Here is a 25050-nt window from a genome sequence, read left to right as displayed (position 1 = left end):
GTGTCCCCGACGGGACACCGGCCCTCGGCCGTTCTCGGGCCGGCCGTCAGCCGGTGTTGCGCAGGCCGGCGGCGATGCCGTTGACGGTCAGCAGCAGCGCGCGGGCGCGCAGCGGGTCGTCCTGGCGCCCGGCCGAGAGCTCCTCGCGCTGGCGGCGCAGCAGCGCGACCTGGAGGTAGGAGATCGGGTCGAGGTAGGCGTCGCGGACGGCGAAGGTCTGCTTCAACACCGGGTTGTGCTCCAGCAGTTCGCTCTCGCCGGTGAGCCGGAGCACCTCGCGCAGGGTGAGCGCGTGCTCGGCCTTGATCTCGTCGAAGACGTGGTGCAGCTCGCCGGGCACCAGCTGCTCGACGTAGTGGCGGGCGATCCGCAGGTCGGTCTTGGCCAGCGTCATGGCGACGTTGGACAGGAAGTTGCGGAAGAAGTGCCACTCGCCGTACATCTCGTCCAGCACGTCGCCGAGGCCGGCCGCGCGGGCGGCGGCGAGGCCGGAGCCGACGCCGTACCAGCCGGGGACGATCTGCCGGGACTGGGTCCAGCCGAACACCCACGGGATGGCCCGCAGGCCGTCCAGGCCGGCGCCGGAGTCGGGCCGGCGGGACGGGCGGGAGCCCAGGTGCAGCGAGGCGAGCTGGTCGACCGGGGTGGAGGCGAAGAAGTACTTCGGCAGGTCCTCCTGCTCGACCAGGCCGCGGTAGGCGGTGTGGGCGGCCTCGGAGACCTGGTCCATCGCGGCGTCCCAGCGGGCCAGCGACTCGGGGGCCTGGCGCGGGGCGGTGTGCAGCGCGGAGGCGGAGAGCGTGGCGGAGAGGGTCAGCTCCAGGTTCTCCCGGGCCAGCGAGGGGAGCAGGTACTTGTCGGAGATGACCTCGCCCTGCTCGGTGACCTTGATCTCGCCCTCCAGGGTGCCCCAGGGCTGGGCCAGGATGGCCTCGTGCGAGGGGCCGCCGCCGCGGCCGACGGTGCCGCCGCGGCCGTGGAACAGGCGCAGCCGGATGCCGTAGCGGTGGGCGACGTCGCGCAGTCGGCGCTGGGCGCGGTGGATCTCCCACTGGGAGGTGGTGATGCCGCCGAACTTGGAGGAGTCGGAGTAGCCGAGCATGACCTCCTGGACGTCGCCGCGCAGCGAGACGAGCAGGCGGTAGGACGGGTCGGAGAGCATCTCGTCGAGGATGCGGTCGGCCTGCTGGAGTTCGTCGGTGGTCTCCAGCAGCGGCACGATGCCGATCTTGGCGATGCCGGCGTGCAGGTCGATCAGGCCGGCCTCGCGGGCCAGCACGGTGGCGGCGAAGACGTCGTCGGCGCCCTGGCACATCGAGATGATGTAGCTCTCGACGATCTCGTCGCCGAAGCGCTCGAAGCCCTGGCGGACGGTGTTGAAGACGCCGAGGGTCTTGGTGCCGGCCTCGTCCAGCGGGGCCGGGGTGGGGGCGAGCGGGCGGCGCGAGCGGAGTTCCTTGGCGAGCAGCTTCTGCCGGTACTCGCGGGGCATGTCGGCGTAGCGCCAGGCCTCCTCGCCGAGCCGGTCGAAGAGCTGGCCGAGGGCGTGGTGGTGGGCCTCGGCGTGCTCGCGCACGTCCATGGTGGCGAGCTGGAGGCCGAAGGCCTCGACGGTGCGGATGGCGCGGGCGAGGCGGCCGTCGGCGATGAGCTCGCCGCGGTGGGAGCGCAGCGAGTCCTGGATCAGCCGCAGGTCGGCGATCAGCTCGCGGGTGCCGAGGTAGTCGCGGCCCTCGACGTGCGGGGTGCCGCCGGCCAGCCGCTCGCGGGTGTTCTCCAGCTTGAGCCGGATGCAGGTGGCCTTGAGGCGGTAGGGCTCCTCGGCGTTCATCCGCTTGTAGCGCGGGCTGAGTTCGGGGAGCAGGTGCAGGTCGGTGTTGAGCGAGGCGAGCAGCTCGACCGAGGCGCCGGCCAGCCGCTCGGAGGTGGAGAGCGTGTTGCGCAGGTCGTCGATCGCGGCGAGCGCGTCCTTGATGCCGTACTCGTGCTGGAGGTTGAGGACGTCCCAGGTGACCTGCGGGGTGACGTTGGGGTTGCCGTCGCGGTCGCCGCCGATCCAGGTGCCGAAGGTGAGCGGGCGCACGCCGTCGGGCAGGCTCAGGCCGACCCGGGCGAGCTCCTCGTGCAGCTCCTCCAGGACCTCGGGGACGGCCTCGCGGTAGAGCTCGTCCAGGTAGTAGACGGCGTTGCGGGCCTCGTCGGTGGGCTCGGGGCGGGCGATGCGCAGCTCGTCGGTCTGCCAGAGCAGGTCGATGACCTCGGCCAGGCGGCGGTCGGCGGAGCGCTTGGCGCTGCTGGTGCGGGCCTGGTCGGCGGCGGCCAGGCCGGAGGTGACCTCGTCGCGGTGGATGCGGTCGAGGAGTTCGCCGATCCGGCGCAGCTTGTTGAGGACGCTGCGGCGGGCGGCCTCGGTGGGGTGCGCGGTGAAGACCGGGCGCACGGCGAGGTGGGCCAGGGTGTCCTGGAGGTGCTTGGCGTCGGCCTCGGCGAGCAGGTCGGCGGTCTGCGCGAGCAGCGAGCCCTCGCGGGCGCGGCGGGTGGCGAACTCGCGGCCGCGGTGCACCTGCTCGGTGACGTTGGCGAGGTGGAAGTAGGTGGAGAACGCCCGGACCAGCTTCGCGGCGGTGTCCAGGTCGATGTCGGAGAGGAGTTCGGCGGTGGCCTCGCCGTCGGTGCGGCTCAGCAGGCGGACCTGTTCGACCAGGCCCAGCAGCTGGGGGCCCTCCTGGCGGACCAGCGTCTCGCCGAGCAGGTCGCCGAGGCGGCGGATGTCCGCACGCAGGGCGGCGTTGTCGGGATCGGCGACGACGGGCGTGGGGCTGTCCGCCGGGGTGGGGACCGGAGCGGTCACGGCTGTCTCCCTGTGGTGGTGGGGTTCGGCAACGGCTCATCGTCACAGGTCCACACGCGTGTGGCGGGTGTGACGCGTGCGGACCGCGCTGTCCGACGCGACCAGCATAGGTGTCGGGGAGGGTGCTGTCCGCGACGTGGCCGGATGGCGGACAGGGCTGCCGAAAACCACCTGTGGTCTGGACCACTTGACGGCCTAGGGGGGTGTACGGGGAGATCCCGGTGGGGAGGGGAGGGGGTTGCCGCTTACGCTGTGGGGCATGAGCAACTCGCCTGGGGAGCGCGTGCCGGTCCGGTCGTTCTTGTGGTGGAAGCGGCCGCGCAGCGCTTTCCTGGACATCGGGCTGGCGTTGCTCGCCGCCGTCGAGTGCGCGGCCAGCACGATCGCCTTCCTCTCCGCCCGGATCCACGTCAGCACCGCGGGAGCGGTCGGGATAGCCGTGCTCGGCACGCTGGCCGGCGGCTCCCTGGTGGTGCGCCGGCGCTGGCCGGCCGTCCCGGTGCTGGTGACGCTGCTGGTGATGCCCGGAATGCTGGGCGTGGTGCTGCTGGTGGTGGCGCTGTACACGCTGGCGTCGACCTGGGAGTGGCCCTCGCGGCGCCGCCGGGTGGTCGCGCTGTCCGCGCTGGCCTTCGCCGAGGCGGCCGCCGTGATGGCGGTGTCGCTGATGACGCCCGGGGACGGGCCGGTGGACCCGCCGCCGCTGTGGGGTCAGATCCTGCTGTCGCTGCTGGTGGCGGTCGGGCTGACGGTCGCCCCGGTGCTGACCGGACTGTACGTCGGCGCGCGGCGGCGGCTGATCGAGTCGCTCAAGGACCGCGCGCACGGCCTGGAGACCGAACTGGACCTGCTGGCCGAGCAGGCGCAGGAGCGCGCCCGCCGGGCCCGGCTGGAGGAGCGCACCCGGATCGCCCGGGAGATGCACGACGTGGTGGCGCACCGGGTGTCGCTGATGGTGGTGCACGCCGGGGCGCTGGAGCGGATCGTCGGCAAGGACCCGGAGAAGGCGGCGCAGAGCGCCAAGCTGATGGGCGAGGTCGGCCGGCAGGCGCTGAACGAACTGCGCGAGATCCTCGGGGTGCTGCGGATGGACGACGAGCGGCAGCCGGAGCCGGACTCGCTGGCCGGGCTGCCGCGGCTGGTGGACCAGTCCCGGGTGGCCGGGATGGCGGTGACCCTGACGGTCAGCGGCAGCCGGCAGGAGTTCACCGGCGAGGCCGAGCAGACCGCCTACCGGGTCGTCCAGGAGGGCCTGACCAACGCGCACAAGCACGCGGGCGGCGCCCAGGTGTCCGTCCTGCTCTCGTACGCGCCGAACGGGGTGCGGGTGGCCGTGGTGAACGCCTGCCCGGGCGGGGAGCGGGGCGCGGCGAAGCTGCCCAGCGGGGGCAACGGGCTGGTCGGGATGCGGGAACGGGTGATCGCGCTGGGCGGCACCTTCTCCTCCGGGCCGGAGGCGGACGGCGGGTTCCGGATCGAGGCGGTGCTGCCGTCCCGGCTGGCGGTGCGGGCCGAGCGGCTGCGCTGAGCCGGGCCCGGCGCTCCGGCGCTCCCGGTGCTCCTCCTCCGTACGCCTCGGTGCCCGTCAGTACTCGTCAGTACTCGTCCGGGGTCCGCAGCCGCTCCGGGGCCGTGCCCAGGACCAGGGCGGAGACCGCCTGGTCGATGCCGTGCCCGAGGAACCACTCGCCGGTGTGGTCCAGGCTGTAGACCCGGCCCTCCTCGTCGACGGCCAGCAGCGCCTGCCCGTACGCCTCCTCGCCGAGCGGGGCCAGCCGGGTGCCCAGCGCCCGGCCGAGGTCGAGCAGGGTGCGCGGCTGGTGCAGGCCGCACAGCGGGTCGATCAGGAACGGCGTGCGGGCCAGCTGGCGGCCCGGGCCGGACAGGTCGAAGGCGAGGCCGCCGAACTCGGCCCAGGCCTCCACCGCCGCCGGGAACACCGCGTGCGTCACGCCGGTGGGCGCGCCGTACCCGACCAGGGCGTCGGCCCACTCCTCGGCCTGCCGGATCTGCCAGCGGCCGGGGTGCCAGCCGGCCGCCTTGAGCTCGGCGGCGACGTCGGCGGGGAAGCGCGGGCGGGTCCGGGCGCCGGCGGGGGAGAGGGTGGCCGGTGCGGGCGGGATGGGCGGGTTCAGGGCGGGCTCCAGGGCTGGGGGACGGGGGACGTGCCGGCGGCTCGGCCGGCCGGTGCGCGGGCGGTCAGTGCGCGGGCGGCCCGACGGCGACGCTGCGCACGGTGAAGTGCTCCAGCATCGGAGCGCAGGAGCGGCAGGGCGGCGCGTGGCTGCCGTGCGCCGGATCCCCCTCCTCTCGGATGCGGACGGTCGTCATCCGGGAGCCCTTGAGCGCCTTGCGGGCCTCGTGCAGCGTCATCGGCTTGCGGGCGGCGCGCTTGGAGCGCCGGCCGTCGACCGCGGCCAGGTGCTGGGAGAGCAGGACGGCCTCCGGGCAGCGGCCGGTGAACCGTTCGCGGGCCTCCGTCGGCAGGGCGTCCAGGAAATCGGCGACCAGGTGGTGCAGCACCGGGCGGCGCGGGTCCTTGTCGCCCGCCAGGGTGTGCACCTCGCCGCCCTTGAGCGACAGCGCGGCGGCGACGGCGGGCAGCAGGCTGTCGCGGTGGTGGCGCAGCACGGGCGGGCCCGCCGGCTCACCGGTGGTCATCCGTCGTCCTCCTCCTGGTAACCCGGTGTCGGCCGGAGTGACCGGGCCCGTCCGGGGCAAGCCTGTTCAGGGGCAAGCCTGTCAAACGGCACTGACAACCGCGCAACCGGGGTGCGGCGGCGGCCGGTGGCGCCACGGACCGGCCCGGCGGTCACCCGATGCTGGCCGAACGCGCACGCGTCCGTCACGACTTGTCCGCCGATTTACCGAAACGGCCCCGGAGGCCGGTACGCGGCCGGTACCGTTCCGGCAGCGAGCCGAAGGGGGACGCGGCCGACCGCGCGGAGCAACCGCCGGGCGGGCCCGACTCCCGTGCCCGCGCCGGACGTTGAGGCCACCGGGGAGGGCCTGCCGCCCACCCCGGTGCTGAACGAAGGGGCCCGTGCGATGACGTCGGAACCGCAGGACGACCACTGGCAGGCCGCCAACCAGGCACCCGGCGGCCACGTACCCGCACCGGACGAGCCGCCCCGGCCGGTGCCCGAGCGCCCCGTCGGGCTGGCCGTGGTCGGGGCCGGCTACTGGGGCCCGAAGCTGGTCCGCAACGCGCAGCACACCCGGGCGCTGCGGCTGCACTGGCTGTGCGACCTGGACGAGGCCAAGGCCCGAGCGGTGCTGGGGGAGTACAGCACCGTCGGGGCGACCGCCAGCTACCGGCGGGTGCTGGCGGACGAACGGGTCGGCGCGGTCGCGGTGGCCACACCGGCGGGCGCCCACTACGCGCTGGTGCGGGCGGCGCTGGAGGCCGGCAAGCACGTCCTGGTGGAGAAGCCGATCACCACCTCCGCCGCCGAGGCCGAGGAGCTGGTCGACCTGGCCGAGCGGCGCGGGCTGGTGCTGATGTGCGACCACACCTTCTGCTACACCCCTGCGGTGCGGCGGATCCGGGAGCTGGTGCACGGCGGGGAGATCGGGGACGTCCAGTTCTTCGACTCGGTGCGGATCAACCTCGGCCTGGTGCAGCCGGACGTCGACGTGCTGTGGGACCTCGCCCCGCACGACCTGTCGATCCTGGACTTCGTGCTGCCGCCCGGGGTCGAACCGGTCGGGGTGTCCGCCCAGGGCGCCGACCCGATCGGGGCCGGCCGCGCCTGCGTCGCGTACCTGACGGTCCGGCTCAGCAACGGCGCGCTCGCGCACTGCCACGTCAACTGGCTCTCCCCGACCAAGGTCCGCACCACCCTGATCGGCGGCTCGCGGCGCACCCTGGTCTGGGACGACCTCAACCCGCAGGCCCGGCTGGCGGTGCACGACCGGGGCGTCGACCTCACCCCGCCCGACCAGCTCACCGACGAGATCCGGCACCGGGCGCTGATCTCCTACCGGGTCGGCGAGATGGTCGCGCCGGCGCTGGTCGAGCAGGAGGCGCTGCGCAACGTGATGGCCGAGTTCGCCGCCGCCATCACCGAGGGCCGGGCCCCGCTCACCGACGGCCGGGCCGGGGTGCGGGTGCTGCAGCTGCTGGAGGCGGCCTCGCTCAGCCTCGAACTCGGCGGGGTCACCGTGCCGGTGGGCGCGGCGGTCCGGGCCGGGGCGGAGGCGTGGTGAGCGGGGTGGTGCACGGTTCCGGGAGCGGTGCGGCGGGGGAGGGGGTGGGCGTTCCGGCCCAGGGCAGCGGTGCGGCGGGGGAGGGCGTTCCGCTGGTCGATCTGGCGGCGGCGCACGCCGAGGTGGCGCAGGAGGTGCGGGCCGGCTTCGACCGGGTGCTCGCCTCCGGAGCCTTCGTCAAGGGCCCCGAAGTGGCCGCCTTCGAGCGGGAGTACGCGGCCTTCGTCGGCGTCCGGCACTGCGTGGGCGCCGCCAACGGCACCGACGCGCTCGAACTGGCCCTGCGCGCCCTGGACCTGCCGCCCGGCGGCGGGGTGGTGCTGCCCGCCAACACCTTCGTCGCCACCGCCGAGGCGGTGCTGCGGGCCGGGCTGCGCCCGGTGCTCGTCGACGCCGACCCGGAGTACCTGCTGATGGACCCGGAACGGGCCGCCGTCGCGCTGCCCGGCGCGGTCGCGCTGCTGCCCGTCCACCTCTTCGGCCAACTCGCCCCGATGGGCCCGCTGCTGGCGGCGGCCGACGGCCGTCCGGTGGTGGAGGACGCGGCGCAGTCCCAGGGCGCCCGGCAGCACGGGCGCACCTGGTACGGGCGGATCGCGGCCACCAGCTTCTACCCGGGCAAGAACCTCGGCGCCTACGGCGACGCCGGGGCGGTGCTCACCGACGACGGCGCCCTGGCCGACGCCGTCCGGCTGACCGGCGACCACGGCGCCCGCGACCGGTACCGGCACGAACGGTTCGGCTGCAACTCCCGGCTGGACGCGCTGCAGGCCGTCGTGCTGCGCGCCAAACTGCGCCGGCTGCCCGCCTGGAACGCCGCCCGCCGGGCCGCCGCCGCCCGCTACGACGCGCTGCTGGGCGGGCTGGACGGACTCGCCCTGCCCCGTACCGCGCCCGGCAACGAGCACGTCCGGCACCTGTACCCGGTGCGGATCGGCCCCGGCCGGGACCGCGACACGGTGCTGGCCGCGCTGCACGCCGCCGGGATCGGCGCCGGGGTGCACTACCCGGTGCCGGTCCACCTGCAACCCGCGTTCCGTCACCTCGGCCACCGCGAGGGGACGTTCCCGGTCGCCGAGCGGGCCGCCCGCGAACTGCTCAGCCTGCCGCTGCACCCGCACCTCACCGAGGCCCGGCAGCTGCGGGTGGCCGAGGCGCTGGCGCGGGCGCTGGGCGGGCGGCTGTGACGGCGGGGGCACTGCCTGCGCTCCGGGCTCTCCGGGGCAGGGGCCCGTCATCCGCCTGGCTGACCGGGGGTTGAGGGCAGGCCCTAGGCTGGTGCCCAGCAAGCACCGTATTTTGCAGCAGCCAGTGGGGGCTCCCAGATGACGACAGGTCGGCCCGGCGTCGCCGCCGCACCGAACGCGGCGTACGCAGGTCAGGTGGTGCAGTTCCCGGACCCGGTCCGCGCGGAGCGGCACCCCGCCGGGGTCAGGGTGGACGAGTACGGCTTCCCGGACTTCGGTCCGTACGCCGCCGCCGCGGCCGAGGTGGCCGACCCGCCGGCGGGCTTCGGCGTGGACGAACTGCGGCTGACCGACTACGTCTCGGCCAACGCCGCGCTCTACACCCAGGGCCACCCGCTCTGGGCCGACCTCCCGACCGCCGTCGCCACCCCGCCCGGCTGGACCTGGCACCACGCGGTCGGCCGGGCCGCCCCCGGCTGGCGGCGGATGGAGCTCGTCCCGGTCGAGGTCAAGGCGCTGCTGCGGCACCACGGCGGCCTGGCCACCTCCGCCGCCGACCACACCCGCCGCGGCACCCGCCCGCTGCAGGAGCGCCGGCCGGTGCACTTCTCGCTGGCCGGGGACGGCGGCGACCCGATCGGCGTCCCCGAGGACCTGGTGCAGCGCGCCGAGGAGCGCCTCGGCTACCGGCTGCCCGACGCCTACCGCACCTTCCTCAAGCTGGGCGGCGGCCGCGCCCCGGTCGGCGTGGCGCTGGACACCGAGCTCGGACTGCTGCTCGACCAGCCGTTCCTGACGCTCACCGAGGAGTACGGCACCGACGACGTCGTGTACGCCAACAAGTGCCTGCGCGACCACCTCACCAAGGACTACCTGGGCATCGCCTACGCGCAGGGCGGCCTGGTCGCGCTCAAGGTGCGCGGCGAGCGGACCGGCTCGGTCTGGTTCCACCTGTACGACGACGCCCGCGACGCCGGCGGCCCGGAGGCGCCGGAGGACCGCTGCGCCCGGCTGCTGCTGCCCTGCGGCGAGGACTTCGACGCCTTCCTGCTCCGGCTGGCCGGCAGCCCGCCGGAGCTGGAGACGGTCGCGGAGCTGATGGTGGACGGCGGGTTCGCCCGGGCCGTCCCGGTCGGCTGAGGCGCGTGGGCGCGGTGCTCGTGGTGCTCGCGGTGGTGTCGGTGGTCGCGGTGGTGTCGGTGGCCGAGGTGGTCGCGGTGGAACGGGGGACGAAGAGGATGCGGACAGGGGTGAACCGGGCGTGGTGACGTACGCGCAGGCGCAGGAGCTCGCCGAGGAGTGGATCAACGGCGGGGTGCCGCGCTCGCAGCAGCGCGAGGTGCGGGTCCGGGAGTTCGACCTGGGCTTCGTCTGCTGGGCGGTGGCGCCCACGGGCCCGGCCGACGGCTCGGGCGGTGCGGGCGGCGGCTCGGGGGAGGCGCGGCTGGTGATCGCCCGGGACTCCGGTGCCAGCACGCTCTGGCCCGCGCTGCCCGTCAACGAGGTGGTCCGGCAGTACGAGGAGGTCTACGGGCGGCCGGTGGCGGCCAACCCGGCGGGGGCGGCGAAGCCCGCGCCCGGGCCGGTGGAGGCGACCTCGTTCCTGCTCAGCCCGCCGCAGTGGCTCCAGGAGGCGGGGGCCGCGGCGATCGCGGCGGAGGCGGAGCGGCTCGGGACGGCTCCGGCCGGCCCGCAGGGGGCGGAGGCCCCGGCCGCCGCTGCCGCGCCCGCGCCCGTTCCGGCTGTCGCGCCCGTCGAGGAGCCGCCCGCCGCGGCGCCGCGGCCCGGGCCGGCCGTGCTCACCGAGCCGCCGGTCTCCGACCGGCCCGCCGGGGACGCGCCGACCATGCTCGCGCCGCCGGCCGGGCACGACGAGCCGGCCGTCGCGCCGGTGCCGCCGGTCGCGGCTCCCGTCGCGCCCGTCGCGCCTGGGGTGCCCGGCCGGCCGCCGGTCGAGGGCGAGGCCGCGACCGTCCTGATGTCCGAAGGGCTGCGGACCACCGGCTCGGACCTGCCCGAGCCCGCCGCGCCGGCGGGTGCCGAGGCCGCGACCATGCTGATGCCGCCGACGGGTGGCGGCTACGGCATGCCCCCGGTCCCGCCGCCCGCCGCCCAGCCGCCCGCCGCGCAGCCCCCGGCGCCGCCCGTCGCGCCGCCGGCCCCGGGACCGGCGCCAGTGCCGGCGCCCGCCCCGGCCGCCGAGCCGGCGCCCACGCTGCTCGCCTCGCCGGACGCCATGCCCGGGCTGATGGGCCTGCCGGGTGCCCCGGTGGCCCCGCCCGCCGGTGGTCCGCCCGCCGGTGGTCCGCAGGTGGAGCACGCGCCGACGATGCTGGCCCCGCCCGGCGGCCTGCCCGGTCTCGCCGGGCTGCCCGGTGCTCCGGCCCCGGGCGCTCCGGCCCCCGGTGTCCCGGCTCCCGGCGCCCCGGAGGCCGCCGCGCCGCAGGGCGGGCTGGGCCGTGGCGCGGGTTCGGGTCCGCCGCCGCCCCCGCCGGCCGCGCTGCGCGGTGGCCCCGCCGGTTCCCCCGGCCCCGCCGCCGGGCTGGGGCGCGGTGCGGGTTCGGGTCCGCCGCCGCCTCCGCCCGCCGGGCTGAAGCACACCCCGGGCTCCGGCACGCCCGCCGCCCACCCCGGTGGTCGTGGCGCCGCCTCCGCCCCGCCGCCCCCGCCCCCGGCGGGCCTGCGGGGCGGCGAGGCCCCGGTGGCCCCGCAGGGTGCGCCGGCCGCCGGCCCGGCCGCGTCCGGTCCGTCGTACGAGGCGACCCAGCTGGCGGGCGCGATCGACCCGGCGCTGCTGGGCGCCCCGGCGGACCCGGGCACCCCGCCGTCCGGCGGCCCCGCCGTCCCGCCGCCGCCCGGCGGTCCGGCGGCCCCCGCCGCGCCCGCGGCCGGCTACGGCTACCCGAACGCGCCCGGCGCCGCCGGGGTCGTCCCGCCGGCGGTGGTGCCGGGTTCGCCGCCGCCCGCGCCGGTGCCGCCGGGCGTGCCCGCGGTCGGCCCGGGGTACTTCGCCGCGCTCAGCTACCGGGGCCCGGACGGCTCGGAGCAGAAGCTGCTGCACCGCAGCGAGCCCGGCACCCCGCACCCGGAGTGGAAGATCCTCCAGGACCTGCGCCGGCTCAACGTGCCGCCGGAGCAGGTGCTGGAGCTCTACACCGAGCTGGAGTCCTGCGACCTGCCGGGCGGCTACTGCAACCGCATGATCGCCGCGTCCTGGCCGAACGTCCGGCTCACCCACACCGCCCCGTACGGCCGCGACCATGCCTCCCGGCAGGCCGGGATGGCCGAGCTGCTCGACCACCTGGACGAGCTGCACCAGCTGGCGTCCGGCGCCCAGCGGGTCCGCCCGTTCCGGGTGCCGCCGCCCGCGCCGGGGACGGTCCAGGCGCTGCCGCCGCTGCCGCCGCAGCAGCTCGCCCAGGAGACCGGGGCCGCCTTCGGGCAGAACCTGTTCCGCTACGAGCAGCGCGCCGTCTCCCGCCAGGGCGTGCCCGAGCCGGTGTCCCAGACCCTGATGTGGGCCGGGCTGCCGCGCGACTTCGGGCCGTTCTTCTGGGCGCAGGCGCAGGAGGGCCGTCCGATCCCGACGCTCGCCGAGCTGGCCGCCGAGCGCGGCCTCGCCGCAGGCCCGGACTTCGGCGGCTACCTGGTGCTGGGCAACGACTACGGCCGCCAGCTGTGCGTCCAGTACGGCACCGCGCACGTGGTGGCCGTGGACATCGATGGAACCGGCCAGCCGCCCCGGTTCGTCAACAGCGGTGTACCGGAGTTCGTCCGCTCGCTGGCCCTGCTGGGCCGGATGTGGCGGCTCCGGTACGGGCTGACGCCGGACCAGGCCGGTCGATGGACGACCGACTTCCAGGCCCAGCTCGCCGCGATCGACCCGGCGGCCCTGCAGAACGCGGACACGTGGTGGGCCGTGCTGCTGGAGCAGTTCTGGGACGGCCTGCTGTAGCGGGTCGTCGCTGATCCTCGCAGGTGGGAGGGGTCGTTCCGGTGTCCGGAACGACCCCTTCGGCATGCCGACGCAGCCGTGCCTCGTTGGGGTTTCGCCCGGATCTGCGCAAAATAGGTCAAGAGGATGGGTCTATTCGTCCGGTCCTCGACACATTCCGGTCCGTACGACGGCGGAATCCGGCCCCGGCCTCCGAACCGGTTCCGGATCCGTCCGTTCCGTCCGATCATGGGCTCCGCAGCCCGCGAAACGAGGGGAAGAGCCCATGAGCGACGCCGTCCCCCAGTACGGCTTCACCCAGGCCCGCCGTGGCTACGTGCCCGAGCAGGTCGACCGAGCCCTCGCCGCCCTCACCGCGCAGCGTGACGAGGCGTGGGAGCGGCTGAGCGTCCTGGGCGCAGGCATCCGGCAGATGGAGGCCCGACTGGCCGACATCCGCCGGACCGCCGAAGACGCCCCGGAGCCCGACTACCAGGTGCTCAGCGAGCAGGCCGCCGGACTGGCCGCGATGGCCGAGAACGAGGCGCGCGCCGTCCGGGAGAAGGCCGAGCGCTTCGCCGAGGACCTGCGGGACGAGGTCTACGAGGCCGGCCAGGCCGCCGACCGCGCCGCCAAGGAGTACGGCACCACGACCCGTACCGACGCCGACGCGGCCGCCCGCCGCACCGAGGAGCGGACCCGGGCCGAGGCCGAGGGCATCCGGTCCGACGCCGACCGGGAGAGCCGTTCCGCCCGGGACGCCGCCACCGCCTACGCCGCCAAGGTGCGGGTGGCCGCCGCCGAGGCCAGCGAGCAGGCCGAGGCCGAGCTGGCCACCCGGCGCCGCAAGGCCGACGAGACCTTCGCCGCCGCCCAGGCCAAGGCCGACGCCGAGGACACCGAGGTCTCGGCGACCGCCGAGCGCCGGGTCAAGGAGGCGGAACAGCAGCGGGAGACCGTGCTGAACCGGATCAAGCAGCTGGAGACGGACGCCCAGGCCAAGGCCGACCAGCTGATCGAGCAGGCCCGCCGGGAGGCCGAGAAGATCAACGCGGAGAGCGAGCGCGAGCAGCGCGAGTTCGACACCCGGCTGGACACGGTGCAGCAGCACCTGGACCACATCAAGGCCACGCTGGCCTCGCTCACCGGGGCGGCGGTCGGCCAGATCGAGCCCGAGGTGGCGGCCGCGGCCGCCGCGGCCGTCCAGGCCTCCGGCGCGGCCGCCACGACCCCCGCGCCGCGGGACGCCGTCGCGGACGCCGTCGTCGATGCCGCGCCGGTGGACTCGGAGGCGGACACCGGGGAGATCCCGGTGGCGAACCTGCGCAAGGCCCTGGCCCCCGCGGCTCCGGCCGGGGCCAAGGCCCCCGCCGCCCGGGAGGGGGCGGCGACCGTGCTGCGGACGCCGGTGGTCGGCAGCAGTGCCACCAGGGCCATCGGCGGGCCCGTGGCGACCGGCCCGGTGCCGCCGAAGCCGGCCGCGCCGCCCGCCGAGGAGACGGTCGACGGGACCGCCGACGGGACGGCCGCGGTGGAGAAGGGTGCCGGGAAGCCGTCGGAGGACGAGACCCGGATCGTCCCGAAGATCATCATCGTGGACGACGGCAGCGACTACGCGACCCCGCACACGGTGAGCTACAACCGCCGCTGACCGGGCGCCCGACCGCGCGCCGCGAAGGCCCCGACCGCCCCCGCCGGGCGGGCCGGGGCCTTCGTCGTGCCGGGGTGCCGGTCGTGCCGGGGCGGGGCGGGGGCGGAACAGGGGGCCGGGTTCGGGATAGGACGGCGGCCGACGGGGTAGGCCCCGGGAACGAAAGAGGCCGAGACCCGTGGCGCCCTCCAGGAAAGGGCGCCACGGTTCCCGGCGCTTGGGCGGGCGCCCCCACCCAGGGCCGCCCGGCCTCGCACCTCCGACCCCCATCGGGGGTGCGACAGTGCCCCCACAGCCATCCCCCACGGTTGGGTGCGGCGGGCACGTTCACCATGGTGCGCGATCTCCATGGACGGCCAGTGACAGGAGTATGTCCAGTTCGTGGCGGATGGCCGTGCCCGGTTCGGTGCGGGTTCCGGTCGGTTCGTCCACCGGCCGGACCGGTGGTCCGTCCAGCCGTTCGTTCCCGGATGTGTTCCTGACAAAACTTGGGGGGCGGCCCGGGCGGGGGCCGACGCCCCGGGCCCCGGTACGGCCCCGGCGCGGTCCTGGCGTGGCCCCCGGTCCGGCTTGGGTCCGGCCCCGCCGGAGCCGTGGACCGCGTGCGTGTCCGTGCCGCGGCGTAGGCTGGAGACCCCCGGCCGCTCGGCGTGCCGGGCCGTTCGCGTTGCCCCGGCGGGCCTTCGCCGCCCCGGGACAGCACCAGCCACGGGACGAAGAAGAGACCCCAGATGAGTCTGACCGGACTGCTCGATGTCGTCGCGCGGGACGCGGCGCTCGCCGAGGCCATCGAGGCGGCCACCGCCACCGGAGCCGCGGCCGGCGGACGCCGCCACCTGGACCTGGTCGGGCCGCCCGCCGCCCGGCCGTTCGCCATCGCCGCGCTGGCCCGCGCGCTCGCCGGGCAGGCCGCCGGGGAACGGGGCCGTCCGGTGCTCGCCGTCACCGCGACCGGCCGGGAGGCCGAGGACCTCGCGGCCTCGCTGCGCTCGCTGCTGCCCGCCGACGCCGTCGCCGAGTTCCCGGCCTGGGAGACCCTGCCGCACGAACGGCTGTCGCCCCGCTCGGACACCGTCGGGCGCCGGCTGGCCGTGCTGCGCCGGATCGTGCACCCGAGGGCGGACGACCCGGCGGCCGGGCCGGTCCAGGTGATCGTCGCCCCGGTCCGCTCGGTGCTCCAGCCGCAGGTCAAGGGGCTGGCCGAGCTGGAGCCGGTGGCCGTCCGGCGCGGTGAGTCGTACGACCTGGAGGAGGTGGCCCGCCGGCTCTCCGCCGCCGCCTACGCGCGCGTCGAACTGGTCGAGAAGCGCGGCGAGTTCGCCGTCCGCGGCGGCATCCTGGACGTCTTCCCGCCGACCGAGGAGCACCCGCTGCGGGTGGAGTTCTGGGGCGACGAGGTCGAGGAGGTCCGGTACTTCAAGGTCGCCGACCAGCGCTCGCTGGAGATCGCCGAGCACGGCCTGTGGGCGCCGCCCTGTCGGGAGCTGCTGCTCACCGACGAGGTGCGGGCCCGGGCCGCCGAGCTGGCCGCCGAACACCCCGGGCTGGCCGAGATCCTCGACCGGATCGCCGAGGGGATCGCGGTCGAGGGCATGGAGTCGCTGGCGCCGGTGCTGGTGGACGACATGGAGCTGCTGCTGGACGTGCTGCCGCTCGGCTCCGTCACGGTGGTCTGCGACCCGGAGCGGGTCCGCACCCGGGCCGCCGACCTGGTCGCGACCAGCCAGGAGTTCCTGCACGCGTCCTGGGTCGCGGCCGCGGCGGGCGGGGACCGGCCGATCGACCTGGAGGCCATCGACGTCTCCGCCGCCTCGCTGCGCTCGCTCGCCGAGGTGCGCGAGCACGCCGCCGAGATCGGACTGCCCTGGTGGTCGGTCAGCCCGTTCGCGACCAGCGAGTCGACGGTCGACGGCATCCTGGAGTTCGACGCCAACACGCTGACCCTCGGCATGCACGCCGTCGAGGCCTACCGGGGCGACACCGCCCGGGCGATCGCCGACGCCAAGGAGCGGCTGGCCGCCGACTGGCGGGTCGTCATGGTGACCGAGGGCCACGGCCCGGCCTCCCGGCTCGCCGAGGTGCTGGGCAACGAGGGCATCCCGGCCCGCCTGGTCGCCGACCTCGCCGAGGCGCCCACCCGGGACGTCGTCCACGTCTCCTGCGGCTCGATCGAGCACGGCTTCGTCGACGAGGACCTGAAGCTCACGGTCATCACCGAGACCGACCTGTCCGGCCAGAAGTCCTCCACCAAGGACATGCGCCGGATGCCCTCGCGCCGCCGCAACGCGATCGACCCGCTGGCGCTGGTGGCCGGCGACTACGTCGTCCACGAGGCGCACGGCGTCGGCAAGTACGTCGAGATGGTGCAGCGCACCGTCCAGGGCGCCACCCGCGAGTACCTGGTGCTGGAGTACGCCCCGGCCAAGCGCGGCCACCCCGGCGACCGGCTGTTCGTGCCGACCGACCAGCTCGACCAGGTCACCAAGTACGTCGGCGGCGAGGCCCCGACGCTGCACCGGCTCGGCGGCGCGGACTGGGCGAAGACCAAGCAGCGGGCCAAGAAGGCGGTCAAGGAGATCGCCGCCGACCTGATCAAGCTGTACTCGGCCCGGATGGCCGCCCCCGGCCACACCTTCGGCCCGGACACCCCGTGGCAGCGCGAGCTGGAGGACGCCTTCCCGTACGCGGAGACGCCCGACCAGCTGACCACCATCGCCGAGGTCAAGTCCGACATGGAGAAGTCCGTCCCGATGGACCGGCTGATCTGCGGCGACGTCGGCTACGGCAAGACCGAGATCGCGGTGCGGGCCGCGTTCAAGGCCGTGCAGGACGGCAAGCAGGTGGCGGTGCTGGTGCCGACCACGCTGCTGGTGCAGCAGCACTTCTCGACCTTCGCCGAGCGCTACGCCAACTTCCCGGTGACGGTGAAGGCGCTGTCCCGCTTCCAGACCGACAGCGAGGCCAAGGCCGTCCTGGAGGGGCTGTTCGAGGGCTCGGTGGACGTCGTCATCGGCACCCACCGGCTGTTCTCCTCCGAGACCAGGTTCAAGGACCTCGGCCTGGTCATCGTCGACGAGGAGCAGCGCTTCGGCGTCGAGCACAAGGAGCAGCTGAAGAAGCTGCGCGCCAACGTGGACGTGCTCACCATGTCCGCGACCCCGATCCCGCGCACCCTGGAGATGGCGGTCACCGGCATCCGCGAGATGTCCACCATCACCACCCCGCCGGAGGAGCGGCACCCGGTGCTGACCTTCGTCGGGCCGTACGACGAGAAGCAGATCTCGGCCGCGATCCGGCGTGAACTCCTGCGCGAGGGCCAGGTGTTCTACATCCACAACCGGGTGGAGTCGATCGACAAGGCGGCCGCCCGGCTGAAGGACCTGGTGCCCGAGGCGCGGATCGCCACCGCGCACGGGCAGATGGGGGAGACCCAGCTGGAGAAGGTCGTCGTCGACTTCTGGGAGAAGGAGTTCGACGTCCTGGTGTCGACCACGATCGTGGAGTCCGGCATCGACATCTCCAACGCCAACACCCTGATCGTGGAGCGCGGCGACACCTTCGGCCTCTCCCAGCTGCACCAGCTGCGCGGCCGGGTCGGCCGCGGCCGCGAGCGCGGCTACGCGTACATGCTGTACCCGCCGGAGAAGCCGCTCACCGAGACCGCGCACGAGCGGCTGGCCACCATCGCCCAGCACACCGAGATGGGCGCGGGCATGTACGTCGCGATGAAGGACCTGGAGATCCGCGGCGCGGGCAACCTGCTCGGCGGCGAGCAGTCCGGGCACATCGCGGGCGTCGGCTTCGACCTCTACATGCGGATGGTCGGCGAGGCGGTGGCGGAGTTCCGCGAGTCGCTGGCCGGCGGCGGGGATGCGGAGGAGGAGCCGCTGGAGGTGAAGATCGAGCTGCCGGTCGACGCCCACGTGCCGCACGACTACGCGCCCGGCGAGCGGCTGCGGCTGCAGGCGTACCGCTCGATCGCCGCGGTCAACTCGGAGGAGGACATCCAGCAGGTCCGGGACGAGCTGGTGGACCGCTACGGCAAGCTGCCCGAGCCGGTGGAGAACCTGCTGCTGGTCGCGGCGCTGCGGCTGTACGCCCGGCGGTGCGGGATCTCGGACATCACCCTCCAGGGCTCCAACGTCCGCTTCGGGCCGGTGGAGCTGCGGGAGTCCCAGCAGCTGCGGCTGAACCGGCTCTACCCGCGCAGCCAGGTGAAGGCGGCGGCCCAGCAGCTGCTGGTGCCGCGCCCGAGCACCGGGCGGATCGGCGGCAAGCCGCTGGTCGGGCGGGAGCTGCTGGGCTGGTGCAGCGAGTTCCTGTCGGCGATGTTCGACGACCTGGCGGGGGCGAAGAAGTAGCGTCCGCCCCTCGGGTGGTCCACGGCGGTCTCGGGCTCTGCCCGGGGCCGCCGTTTCGTGTCTGCCTGGCTGTCCGTCCGTCCGTCCGTCCGGGTGGGGCGGGGCGGGGCGGGGCTGCGGCTGTGAACAGGGCTGTCAGCCGATCTTCCACTGGCCGGTCTGCGGGGCGAAGCCGCTGTCCAGGCCGAACTGGGCCTTGTCGAGCTTGACGTCCTTCGGGACCTCGAAGGTGACGAAGCCGAGGGCGCTCTCGCCGGGAGCGATGTTGGCCGGGACCTGGAAGCTCGGGCCGGCCTTGGTGTCGGCGACCGTGGTGCCGAAGGACTGGCCCTGGGCGTCCAGCACCTTGGCGCCGTTGCCCGGGGCGTCGCTGTAGGCCTTCTTGCCGCTGGCCTTGATCCGGAACTGGACCGCGACGAAGCGCTTGCCGTCGGCCGGGTGGACGTACTCGTTGTCGGCCTCGGCGTTGTCGACCACCTTCACCAGCGTCACCTCGGCGGTGTCGGCCGGGTCGTTGCCCTTGAGCGGGATGGTGTCGCCGACCTGCGCCACCTTTGGGGCGTCGGCCGGCTTGCCGCCGCCGGCGGGCGCGCTCGCGGCGGCGCTCTGCTTGGGCTCGGTGGCGACGGACGGGCCGCCGGTGGAGTTGCACGCCGTCGCGGTGAGCGTGATCAGGGCGGCGCCCAGCAGCAGGGAGGCGGTGCGGCGGCGGGGGGTCGCGGACATGGGTGTTCTCCCGGTGATCGGTGGTCTTCCTGGCGCCGCCCCCGTTCGGTGGCGACGGAGAGATCACACCACTCGGGCGTGAATCATGTCAATGCGATTTCACAAAAGAGCTCTGTTCACATGTGAACTGGGATCGAGGGGCCCGTCGCTATGCTGTGCGGTCACAGCCCCGAGCCGCCCACCCCCGGCCCGGCGCCCAGCCCCCGCCCGCAGTGCGGTCGCAGCCCCACCGAAGGAGCCCCCGTGCCGGACCGTCCCGAAGTGACCGCCGCCGAGATCGCCCGGCTGGCCGGCGTCGGCCGGGCCGCGGTCAGCAACTGGCGCCGCCGCCACCCCGACTTCCCGCGCCCGGTCGGCGGCACCGACGCCAGCCCGGCCTTCGCGCTCGCCGAGGTCGAGTCCTGGCTGCGCGCCCAGGGCAAGATCGCCGAACTCCCTCTGCTGGAGCGGGTCTGGCAGCTCGTCGACACCCTCCGCGACCCGGCCGGCCACCCCGCCGCCCCGCTGGTCGAGGCGGGCGCCCTGCTCCTGCTGCTGCACCGCGAGCCCGGACAGTGGGCCGAACTCGCCGACCGGCCCGACACCCGGCTCGCCCTCGCACTGCCCCGGGCCGTCGCCGGCACCGCCGTGCACGCCTTCGGCCCGGACGGCGCCCGCACCCTCGGCCTCCCCGGCCTGCTCGGCAGCACCCAGCTGGACCTCGCCCGGCTGCTCGCCGAACTCGCCGCCCAGGCCGGCCCGGTCGGCGCGTACGAGCAGCTGCTCACCCGGTACGCCGAGGCCAACACCCGCCAGCTCAGCCCCACCCCGCCGGAGGCCGCCGAGCTGCTCGCCGCCGTCGCCGGCGTCCCCGCCACCGTGCTCGACCCGGCCGTCGGCCTCGGCTCCGTCCTGCTCGCCCACCCGCCGACCACCGGCCGCTACGGCCAGGACGCCGACCCGGTCGCCGCCGCCCTCGCCCGGCTCCGGATCGCCCTGCACACCCCCGCCGACGAGCCCGGCCCGCTGCCGCTCGACCTGCGGGCCGGCGACGCCCTGCGCGCCGACGGCTTCCCCGGCGACACCTTCGAGGCGGTGCTCTGCCAGCCCCCGTACAACGAGCGCGACTGGGGCCACGACGAGCTGCAGTACGACACCCGCTGGCCCGGCGGGCTCGTCCCGCCGCGCGGCGAGTCCGAACTCGCCTGGGTGCTGCACTGCCTCGCCCACACCCGCCCCGGCGGCCTCGCCGCGCTGCTGCTCCCGCCGACCGTCGCCGCCCGCCGGGCCGGCCGCCGCATCCGGGCCGAACTGCTGCGCTCCGGCGCGCTGCGGGCCGTCATCGCGCTGCCGGCCGGCGCCGCCCCGCCGTACGGCGTCCCGCTGCACCTGTGGGTGCTGCGCGCGCCCCTGCCGGGGAGCGACTTCCGCCAGGTGCTGATGCTGGACGCCGGGGCGTCGGCCTCCGGCCCGGCACCCACCGGACCGGGCGGGGCCGCCGGGGCGCAGGCCGCCGAGGGGGGCCGGGACAAGGTCGACTGGACCGGGCTGCGCCGCACCGTCCTGGACGCCTGGCGCGGCTTCGACCTCGCCGCGCGCGAGGGCCTGCCCGTCCCCGCCGACCGCCCCGGCGTCCACCGGGTGATGGCCGCCATCGACCTGCTCGACGACGAGACCGACCTCTCCCCGGCCCGGCACGTCCCGCCCGCCACCCCGCTCGGCGGCGCGGCCGAGCTCTCCCACCTCGGCGGCCGGCTCGCCGAACTGCTGGCCGACCTGCCCGACCCGGTCACGCTGCTGCCGCGGCCGGGCGCCGCGACCGACGGCGCCTCCGGTGCCGCGCCCGTCGGGGTGGTCACCATCGGCGAGCTGGTCCGCGGCGGCGCGCTGGAGGTGTACTCCTCCGGCACCGGTGCCGCCACCCGGCCGGCCGGTTCGGGCGGCACCCCCGTCGTCACCGACCAGGACCTCGCCACCGGAGCCGCCCCCAGCGCCGTCCTCGCCACCGGCCCCGGCCCGGCCGGGGACGTCCGCACCCGCTCCGGCGACGTCCTGGTCCCCGCCCTCGGCGGCGGCACCGCCCGGGTCGTCCCCGCCGAGGGCCCGCTGGTCGGCGCCGCCCTCGGCCGCCAACTCCACCTCCTGCGGCCCGACCCCGCCGTCCTGGACCCCGAGTTCCTGGCCGGCCAGTTCCGCTCCACCGCCGGCACCCGACGCGCCGCCAGCCACGCCACCACCACCGCCCGCCTCGACATCCGCCGCGTCGAACTGCCCCGCCTCCCCCTCCCCGCCCAGCACCGCCTCGGCACCGCCTTCGCCCGCCTCGCCGCCTTCGACGCCGCCCTCACCCAGGCCGCCGCCCTCGGCCGCGGCCTCGCCCGGGCCGCCACCGACGCCCTGGCGACCGGCGCCCTGGCGCCGCCGGAGTAGGGCACACCTCCCAGCGGTGCACGCACCCCGAGGCCGCGTGCGGCTCCGATGTGGACGACCGGTCCCGCCCCGGGGCCCGTCCTCGGGTCGGCGTCGCGTCCGCTCCGGTGGGCGGCGGTGTCCCCAGGTGGGGCGGGGTCCGTTCCGGAGGTGACCACGGCTCAGTACCGGCGCGGTACCGGCGTGATACCGATGCGGCAGCAGGCGGACGGAAGCCCTCCGGGGCGACCGGGCCTGGCGGTACGGTGGGCGCAGCCGTTCGCACCGTCCGTCGGTGCCGGTCCTCACCAGCTCAGGAGCGCGCATGTCAGGGCAGTACCCCGGGCAGTTCGGACCGCCGCCCGGCGGAACGCCGTACGGGCCGGGGCCGGGGCCGGGGTACGCGCCGGGCACGGTGCCGGGCGGACGGCCGGGTGGGCTGCCCCGGCCGGTGATGGTGGCCGGACAGGCTCCGGTACCCGGGCGGTTCGGGGTGGTCGCGCGGGTGCTCTGCGCGCTGGCCCCGCTGCTCACCTTCGGCCTGCTCGGGGCCGTCCCCTCGCTGCTGCTGGCGGTCCGGCGCCGACGGGCGTACGACATCCTCGGCGCGGCGGTGTTCTGCGCGCTGCTGCTCACCATGATCGTCTCCGCCGGGATCGCGGGCACCCTGAAGAATCCGGCCGCCGACACCACCGGCTCGATCACCCTGGCCGTGCTCTGGCTCCTGCCGACGGCGCACTTCCTGGTGATGGACAGCCGCGCGGTCTGGCTGGCCGGGCGGCCGGCGCCGCAGGCCGTACCGCCGGGCGTACCGCAGGCCGTTTCGCCGTACGCGGTGCCCGACGTCTCGCCGTACGCGGCGACCGTACCGGGGTACGGCGTGCCCGCTCCCGCCGCCCAGGGCCCGGTGACCCCGGCCCCCGAGACCGCCCACGACCTGCGCGAGCTGGGCGAGTTGCTGCGCCGCCAGGCCCGCGAGGACCGGCCGTGACCGCCACCCGGCTGATCGCCGGCCGTTACCGGCTCACCGAGAAGATCGGCCACGGCGGCATGGGCCAGGTCTGGGCCGGCCAGGACGAACGGCTGTACCGTCCGGTCGCGGTCAAGCTGCTCCGCCCCGAGCACCTGGTCCCCGGCGGGACCGGCTCCGGCGGCGAACGGGCCCGCCACGGTGACGAGTTGCGCCGCCGCTTCCTGCGCGAGTGCCGGGTCACGGCCGCGCTCGACCACCCCGGGCTGGTCACCGTCTTCGACGCGGGCGAGGACGAGGGCGAGCTCTACCTCGTCATGCAGCGCATCCCCGGGGTCAGCCTGGCCGACCTCATCGCCGAGGACGCGCCCTTCCCGATCGAGCGCGCGGCGGCCGTCGCCGCGCAGCTGTGCACCGCGCTGGCCGCCGTCCACGCCATCCCGGTGGTCCACCGCGACCTCAAGCCGAGCAACGTCATGGTCCGCGAGGACGGCCGCACCGTCCTGCTCGACCTCGGGATCGCCACCGCCCTCGACACCGAGACCACCCGGCTCACCCTCACTGGCGTGCCCGTCGGCAGCCCCTCCTACATGGCCCCCGAACAGGCCCTCGCCGCCACCACCGACCCGCGCAGCGACCTCTACGCGCTCGGCTGCCTGCTGCACGAGATGCTGGCCGGGGAGGAGCCGTTCCGGGCCCCCACCGCGCTCGGCGTCCTGCGCCGGCACGTCGACGAACCGCCCGTCCCGCTGCGGGAGTTGCGCCCCGAGGTGCCGCAGCCGCTGGAACAGCTGGTGCTCGACCTGCTCGCCAAGCAGCCCGCCGACCGCCCGGCCGACGCCCGGACCGTGTACGCGCGGCTGCTCCCGCTGCTGCCCCCGGCCGACGGCGCCCCGCAACCCCGCTACACCCCGCTGCCGGACCCGGCCCGGCCCTTCCGCTACCCGCACCAGCCGCAGCCGCCGGCCGAGGCGGCCGCCCCGGTTGCCCCGGCCGCCCCGCCGTCGGTGGTGCGCTCCGGGCCGCGACCCTTCCTCATCCCGCCCGCGCCTTCAACCCCTCCGACGCCTGCCCCCGTCCCCGCGGGCCCGGACCTCGGCGACGAGTGCGCCCGGCTCTCCGACCTGGTCGACGCCGGCCGCCACACCGAGGTACTCGGCCTCGCCGCCCGCCTGCTGCCCCGGGCCGAGGCCGAACTCGGCGACGCCGCGCCCCTGGTGCGCACCATCCGCAGCATCTACGCCCGCACCCTCCTGCACGAGGGCCACCCCCAGCAGGCCCTCCCCGAGTACCGCCGCCTCGCCGCCACCGCCGACGGCGGCCCGCACGGCCCCCAGGGCCTTGACCACCGCTACCGCGCCGCCATCTGCCTCGACCGGCTCGGCCACGGCCCCGAAGCCCTCGCCGAGTACCAGGCCCTCCTCACCGCCCACACCGCCCGGCTCGAATCCGGCCTCGACACCGACCCCGAGCGCGGCTACGACCTCCGCGAACGCATCGGCCTCCACCTCGCCGCCACCGGAGACCCCCAGAACGCCTGGCAGTGGCTCCTCCCCCTCCTCCTCGAACGCGAACGCCGCGACGGCCCCCACCACCCCACCGTCCGCCGCCTCCGCCAATCCCTCTCCACCCTCACCCCCACTGCCACCCCCTGGCCCTCGCCCCGCCCCTGAGGCGGCGGGGCATCGGGCGGGCCGTGGGGTGGGGACCGCTTCACCCTCACTTTCACCGCCGCTTCCTGGACCGCGCCCCGTCTCTGAGGGGGCGCGGCGTCGGGTGGGCTGTGGGGAGGGGACTGCTTCGTCCTCACTTTCACTGCCACTCCCCGGCCCCGCCCCGCCGCTGAGCGAGCGGGGCATCGGGCAGGCAAGGGGAGGAGACCGCGCCACCCTCACCCTCACCGCCGCCCTCTGGCTCCCATCCCGCCGCTGAGGGGGTGGGGTGTTGGGCGGGCTGTGAGGAGGGACTGCTTCACCCGTACTCTCACCGCCACCCCTGGCCCCGCCCCGCCGCTGAAGGAGCGGGGCATCGGGCGGGCAAGGGGAGGAGAGCGCCGTAGTCGGTGCCGGACGACCTGTGGGGCAGGAACGAGCCGCCGTTGCCGGTGCGGCAGGGGCGGCTCCATGGATCCGGCCGCCCGCCGTTGGACGACCGGAGCCGCCTGCCGCAGGAGTGCGGCTTCGGGACTGGCATGCACCGGGACGGGGGAGCGGCCGCCTCAGCTGCCGTCGACCGGGCGGCGCCGTGCCGGTGACGTGGACCGGTCGCGGGCGGCGATCGACGGCCCGCATCGGCGGGCCCACCGTGGCGGCCCGCAACGGGAGCAGGTCTGGTCGGCCGTGCCGTGCCGTGCGGGGCTCGGAGCGGCATGTGGCGGCTGGTGGCCAGGAGCGTCATGCCGACCGGCGGCGTTGGGCTCGTCGCGATGGCCCGCACAGGGGTCGGGTCCGGCGGGCTGCGCTGGTTCGAATCCGGCGCGCCGTGTGACGGTTGGCGGCCGGGGCGTGCCGTCGGCTGTCATGCCGGGAGGTGGCTCCGCGCTGTTGGGGCCGTCGCGGTGACTGGCAAGGCGGCTGGGTCCGTCGGCTGCGCCGGGCCGGGTTCGAGGCGCCGTGTGCATGCTGTCGGCTGTCACGCCAACCGCCGGCAATCGCCACGCCAGCACCCTGGCGCCTTCCCCCTCCTGGACGCCGTCCTCCGTGGCCGGTTCGGCTCTGGCGACCGGCCGCCGGATGACCGCGTGGGCGTGGCGTTCCCCCGTGCGGGCGCCGAC

Annotated in this window: 15 protein-coding genes; 11 read left to right on the top strand and 4 right to left on the bottom strand. The window is 75.9% G+C overall.

What is annotated here, in order from left to right:
• Positions 1-46 precede the first annotated feature (46 nt).
• Entirely contained in the window at positions 47-2851 is a 2805-nt protein-coding gene (gene ppc / locus ACFRQN_RS17800; RefSeq protein ID WP_049653627.1) for a phosphoenolpyruvate carboxylase, read from the bottom strand.
• Positions 2852-3110: 259 nt separating this feature from the next.
• Between ppc and ACFRQN_RS17795 the strand changes: the two genes are divergently transcribed.
• Positions 3111-4379, top strand: coding sequence for a sensor histidine kinase (locus tag ACFRQN_RS17795; RefSeq protein WP_049653628.1), 1269 nt, complete (start codon positions 3111-3113; stop codon positions 4377-4379).
• A gap of 67 nt (positions 4380-4446) precedes the next feature.
• Here the strand turns inward: ACFRQN_RS17795 and ACFRQN_RS17790 are convergent, their stop codons facing one another.
• Together ACFRQN_RS17790 and ACFRQN_RS17785 are read right to left on the bottom strand one after the other, a co-directional pair.
• Complete coding sequence (locus tag ACFRQN_RS17790; RefSeq protein ID WP_049653631.1) at positions 4447-4974, bottom strand: SUKH-3 domain-containing protein; 528 nt, start codon at positions 4972-4974, stop codon at positions 4447-4449.
• A gap of 76 nt (positions 4975-5050) precedes the next feature.
• A complete protein-coding gene (locus ACFRQN_RS17785; protein WP_049653632.1) occupies positions 5051-5512 on the bottom strand; it encodes a YwqJ-related putative deaminase in 462 nt (153 codons plus the stop codon).
• A gap of 387 nt (positions 5513-5899) precedes the next feature.
• Here ACFRQN_RS17785 and ACFRQN_RS17780 point away from each other — a divergent pair, with 387 nt between their 5' ends.
• The 7 genes from ACFRQN_RS17780 (at position 5900) to mfd (ending at position 18193) form a co-directional block, all read left to right on the top strand.
• A complete protein-coding gene (locus tag ACFRQN_RS17780; protein WP_380741127.1) occupies positions 5900-7060 on the top strand; it encodes a Gfo/Idh/MocA family protein in 1161 nt (386 codons plus the stop codon).
• A gap of 44 nt (positions 7061-7104) precedes the next feature.
• A complete protein-coding gene (locus ACFRQN_RS17775; RefSeq protein WP_380741126.1) occupies positions 7105-8247 on the top strand; it encodes a DegT/DnrJ/EryC1/StrS family aminotransferase in 1143 nt (380 codons plus the stop codon).
• A 138-nt stretch (positions 8248-8385) separates the two neighbouring features.
• Positions 8386-9387, top strand: a complete 1002-nt coding sequence (locus tag ACFRQN_RS17770; protein ID WP_049660184.1) for an SMI1/KNR4 family protein — start codon at positions 8386-8388, stop codon at positions 9385-9387.
• A gap of 5 nt (positions 9388-9392) precedes the next feature.
• On the top strand, positions 9393-9515 hold the full coding sequence (locus ACFRQN_RS17765; protein ID WP_255357480.1) for a hypothetical protein: 123 nt from the start codon (positions 9393-9395) through the stop codon (positions 9513-9515).
• Complete coding sequence (locus ACFRQN_RS17760; RefSeq protein ID WP_380741125.1) at positions 9509-12202, top strand: SUKH-4 family immunity protein; 2694 nt, start codon at positions 9509-9511, stop codon at positions 12200-12202. The genes ACFRQN_RS17765 and ACFRQN_RS17760 overlap by 7 nt, the downstream gene beginning before the upstream one ends.
• Positions 12203-12467: 265 nt before the next feature.
• A complete protein-coding gene (locus ACFRQN_RS17755; protein ID WP_380741124.1) occupies positions 12468-13832 on the top strand; it encodes a hypothetical protein in 1365 nt (454 codons plus the stop codon).
• 731 nt (positions 13833-14563) lie between these two features.
• Positions 14564-18193 carry a transcription-repair coupling factor gene (gene mfd, locus ACFRQN_RS17750; RefSeq protein ID WP_380741123.1) on the top strand — a complete coding sequence of 1210 codons (3630 nt, stop codon included), beginning with the start codon at positions 14564-14566 and terminating at the stop codon, positions 18191-18193.
• A 135-nt stretch (positions 18194-18328) separates the two neighbouring features.
• Here the strand turns inward: mfd and ACFRQN_RS17745 are convergent, their stop codons facing one another.
• Positions 18329-18919: a DUF4352 domain-containing protein gene (locus ACFRQN_RS17745; protein WP_380741122.1), complete on the bottom strand. Its 591-nt coding sequence runs from the start codon at positions 18917-18919 to the stop codon at positions 18329-18331.
• A gap of 243 nt (positions 18920-19162) precedes the next feature.
• Between ACFRQN_RS17745 and ACFRQN_RS17740 the strand changes: the two genes are divergently transcribed.
• The 3 genes from ACFRQN_RS17740 to ACFRQN_RS17730 all read left to right on the top strand — a co-directional run bounded on the left by ACFRQN_RS17740 (position 19163) and on the right by ACFRQN_RS17730 (position 23950).
• Complete coding sequence (locus tag ACFRQN_RS17740) at positions 19163-21328, top strand: N-6 DNA methylase (RefSeq protein WP_380741121.1); 2166 nt, start codon at positions 19163-19165, stop codon at positions 21326-21328.
• Positions 21329-21632: 304 nt separating this feature from the next.
• On the top strand, positions 21633-22298 hold the full coding sequence (locus ACFRQN_RS17735) for a hypothetical protein (protein WP_380741120.1): 666 nt from the start codon (positions 21633-21635) through the stop codon (positions 22296-22298).
• Positions 22295-23950, top strand: a complete 1656-nt coding sequence (locus tag ACFRQN_RS17730; RefSeq protein ID WP_380741119.1) for a protein kinase — start codon at positions 22295-22297, stop codon at positions 23948-23950. Before ACFRQN_RS17735 ends, ACFRQN_RS17730 begins: the two co-directional genes overlap by 4 nt.
• Positions 23951-25050 lie beyond the last annotated feature (1100 nt).

The sequence above is a fragment of the Kitasatospora sp. NPDC056800 genome, from assembly GCF_042789775.1.
Lineage (GTDB): Bacteria > Actinomycetota > Actinomycetes > Streptomycetales > Streptomycetaceae > Kitasatospora.
This window is presented reverse-complemented; position numbering and strand designations above follow the sequence as displayed.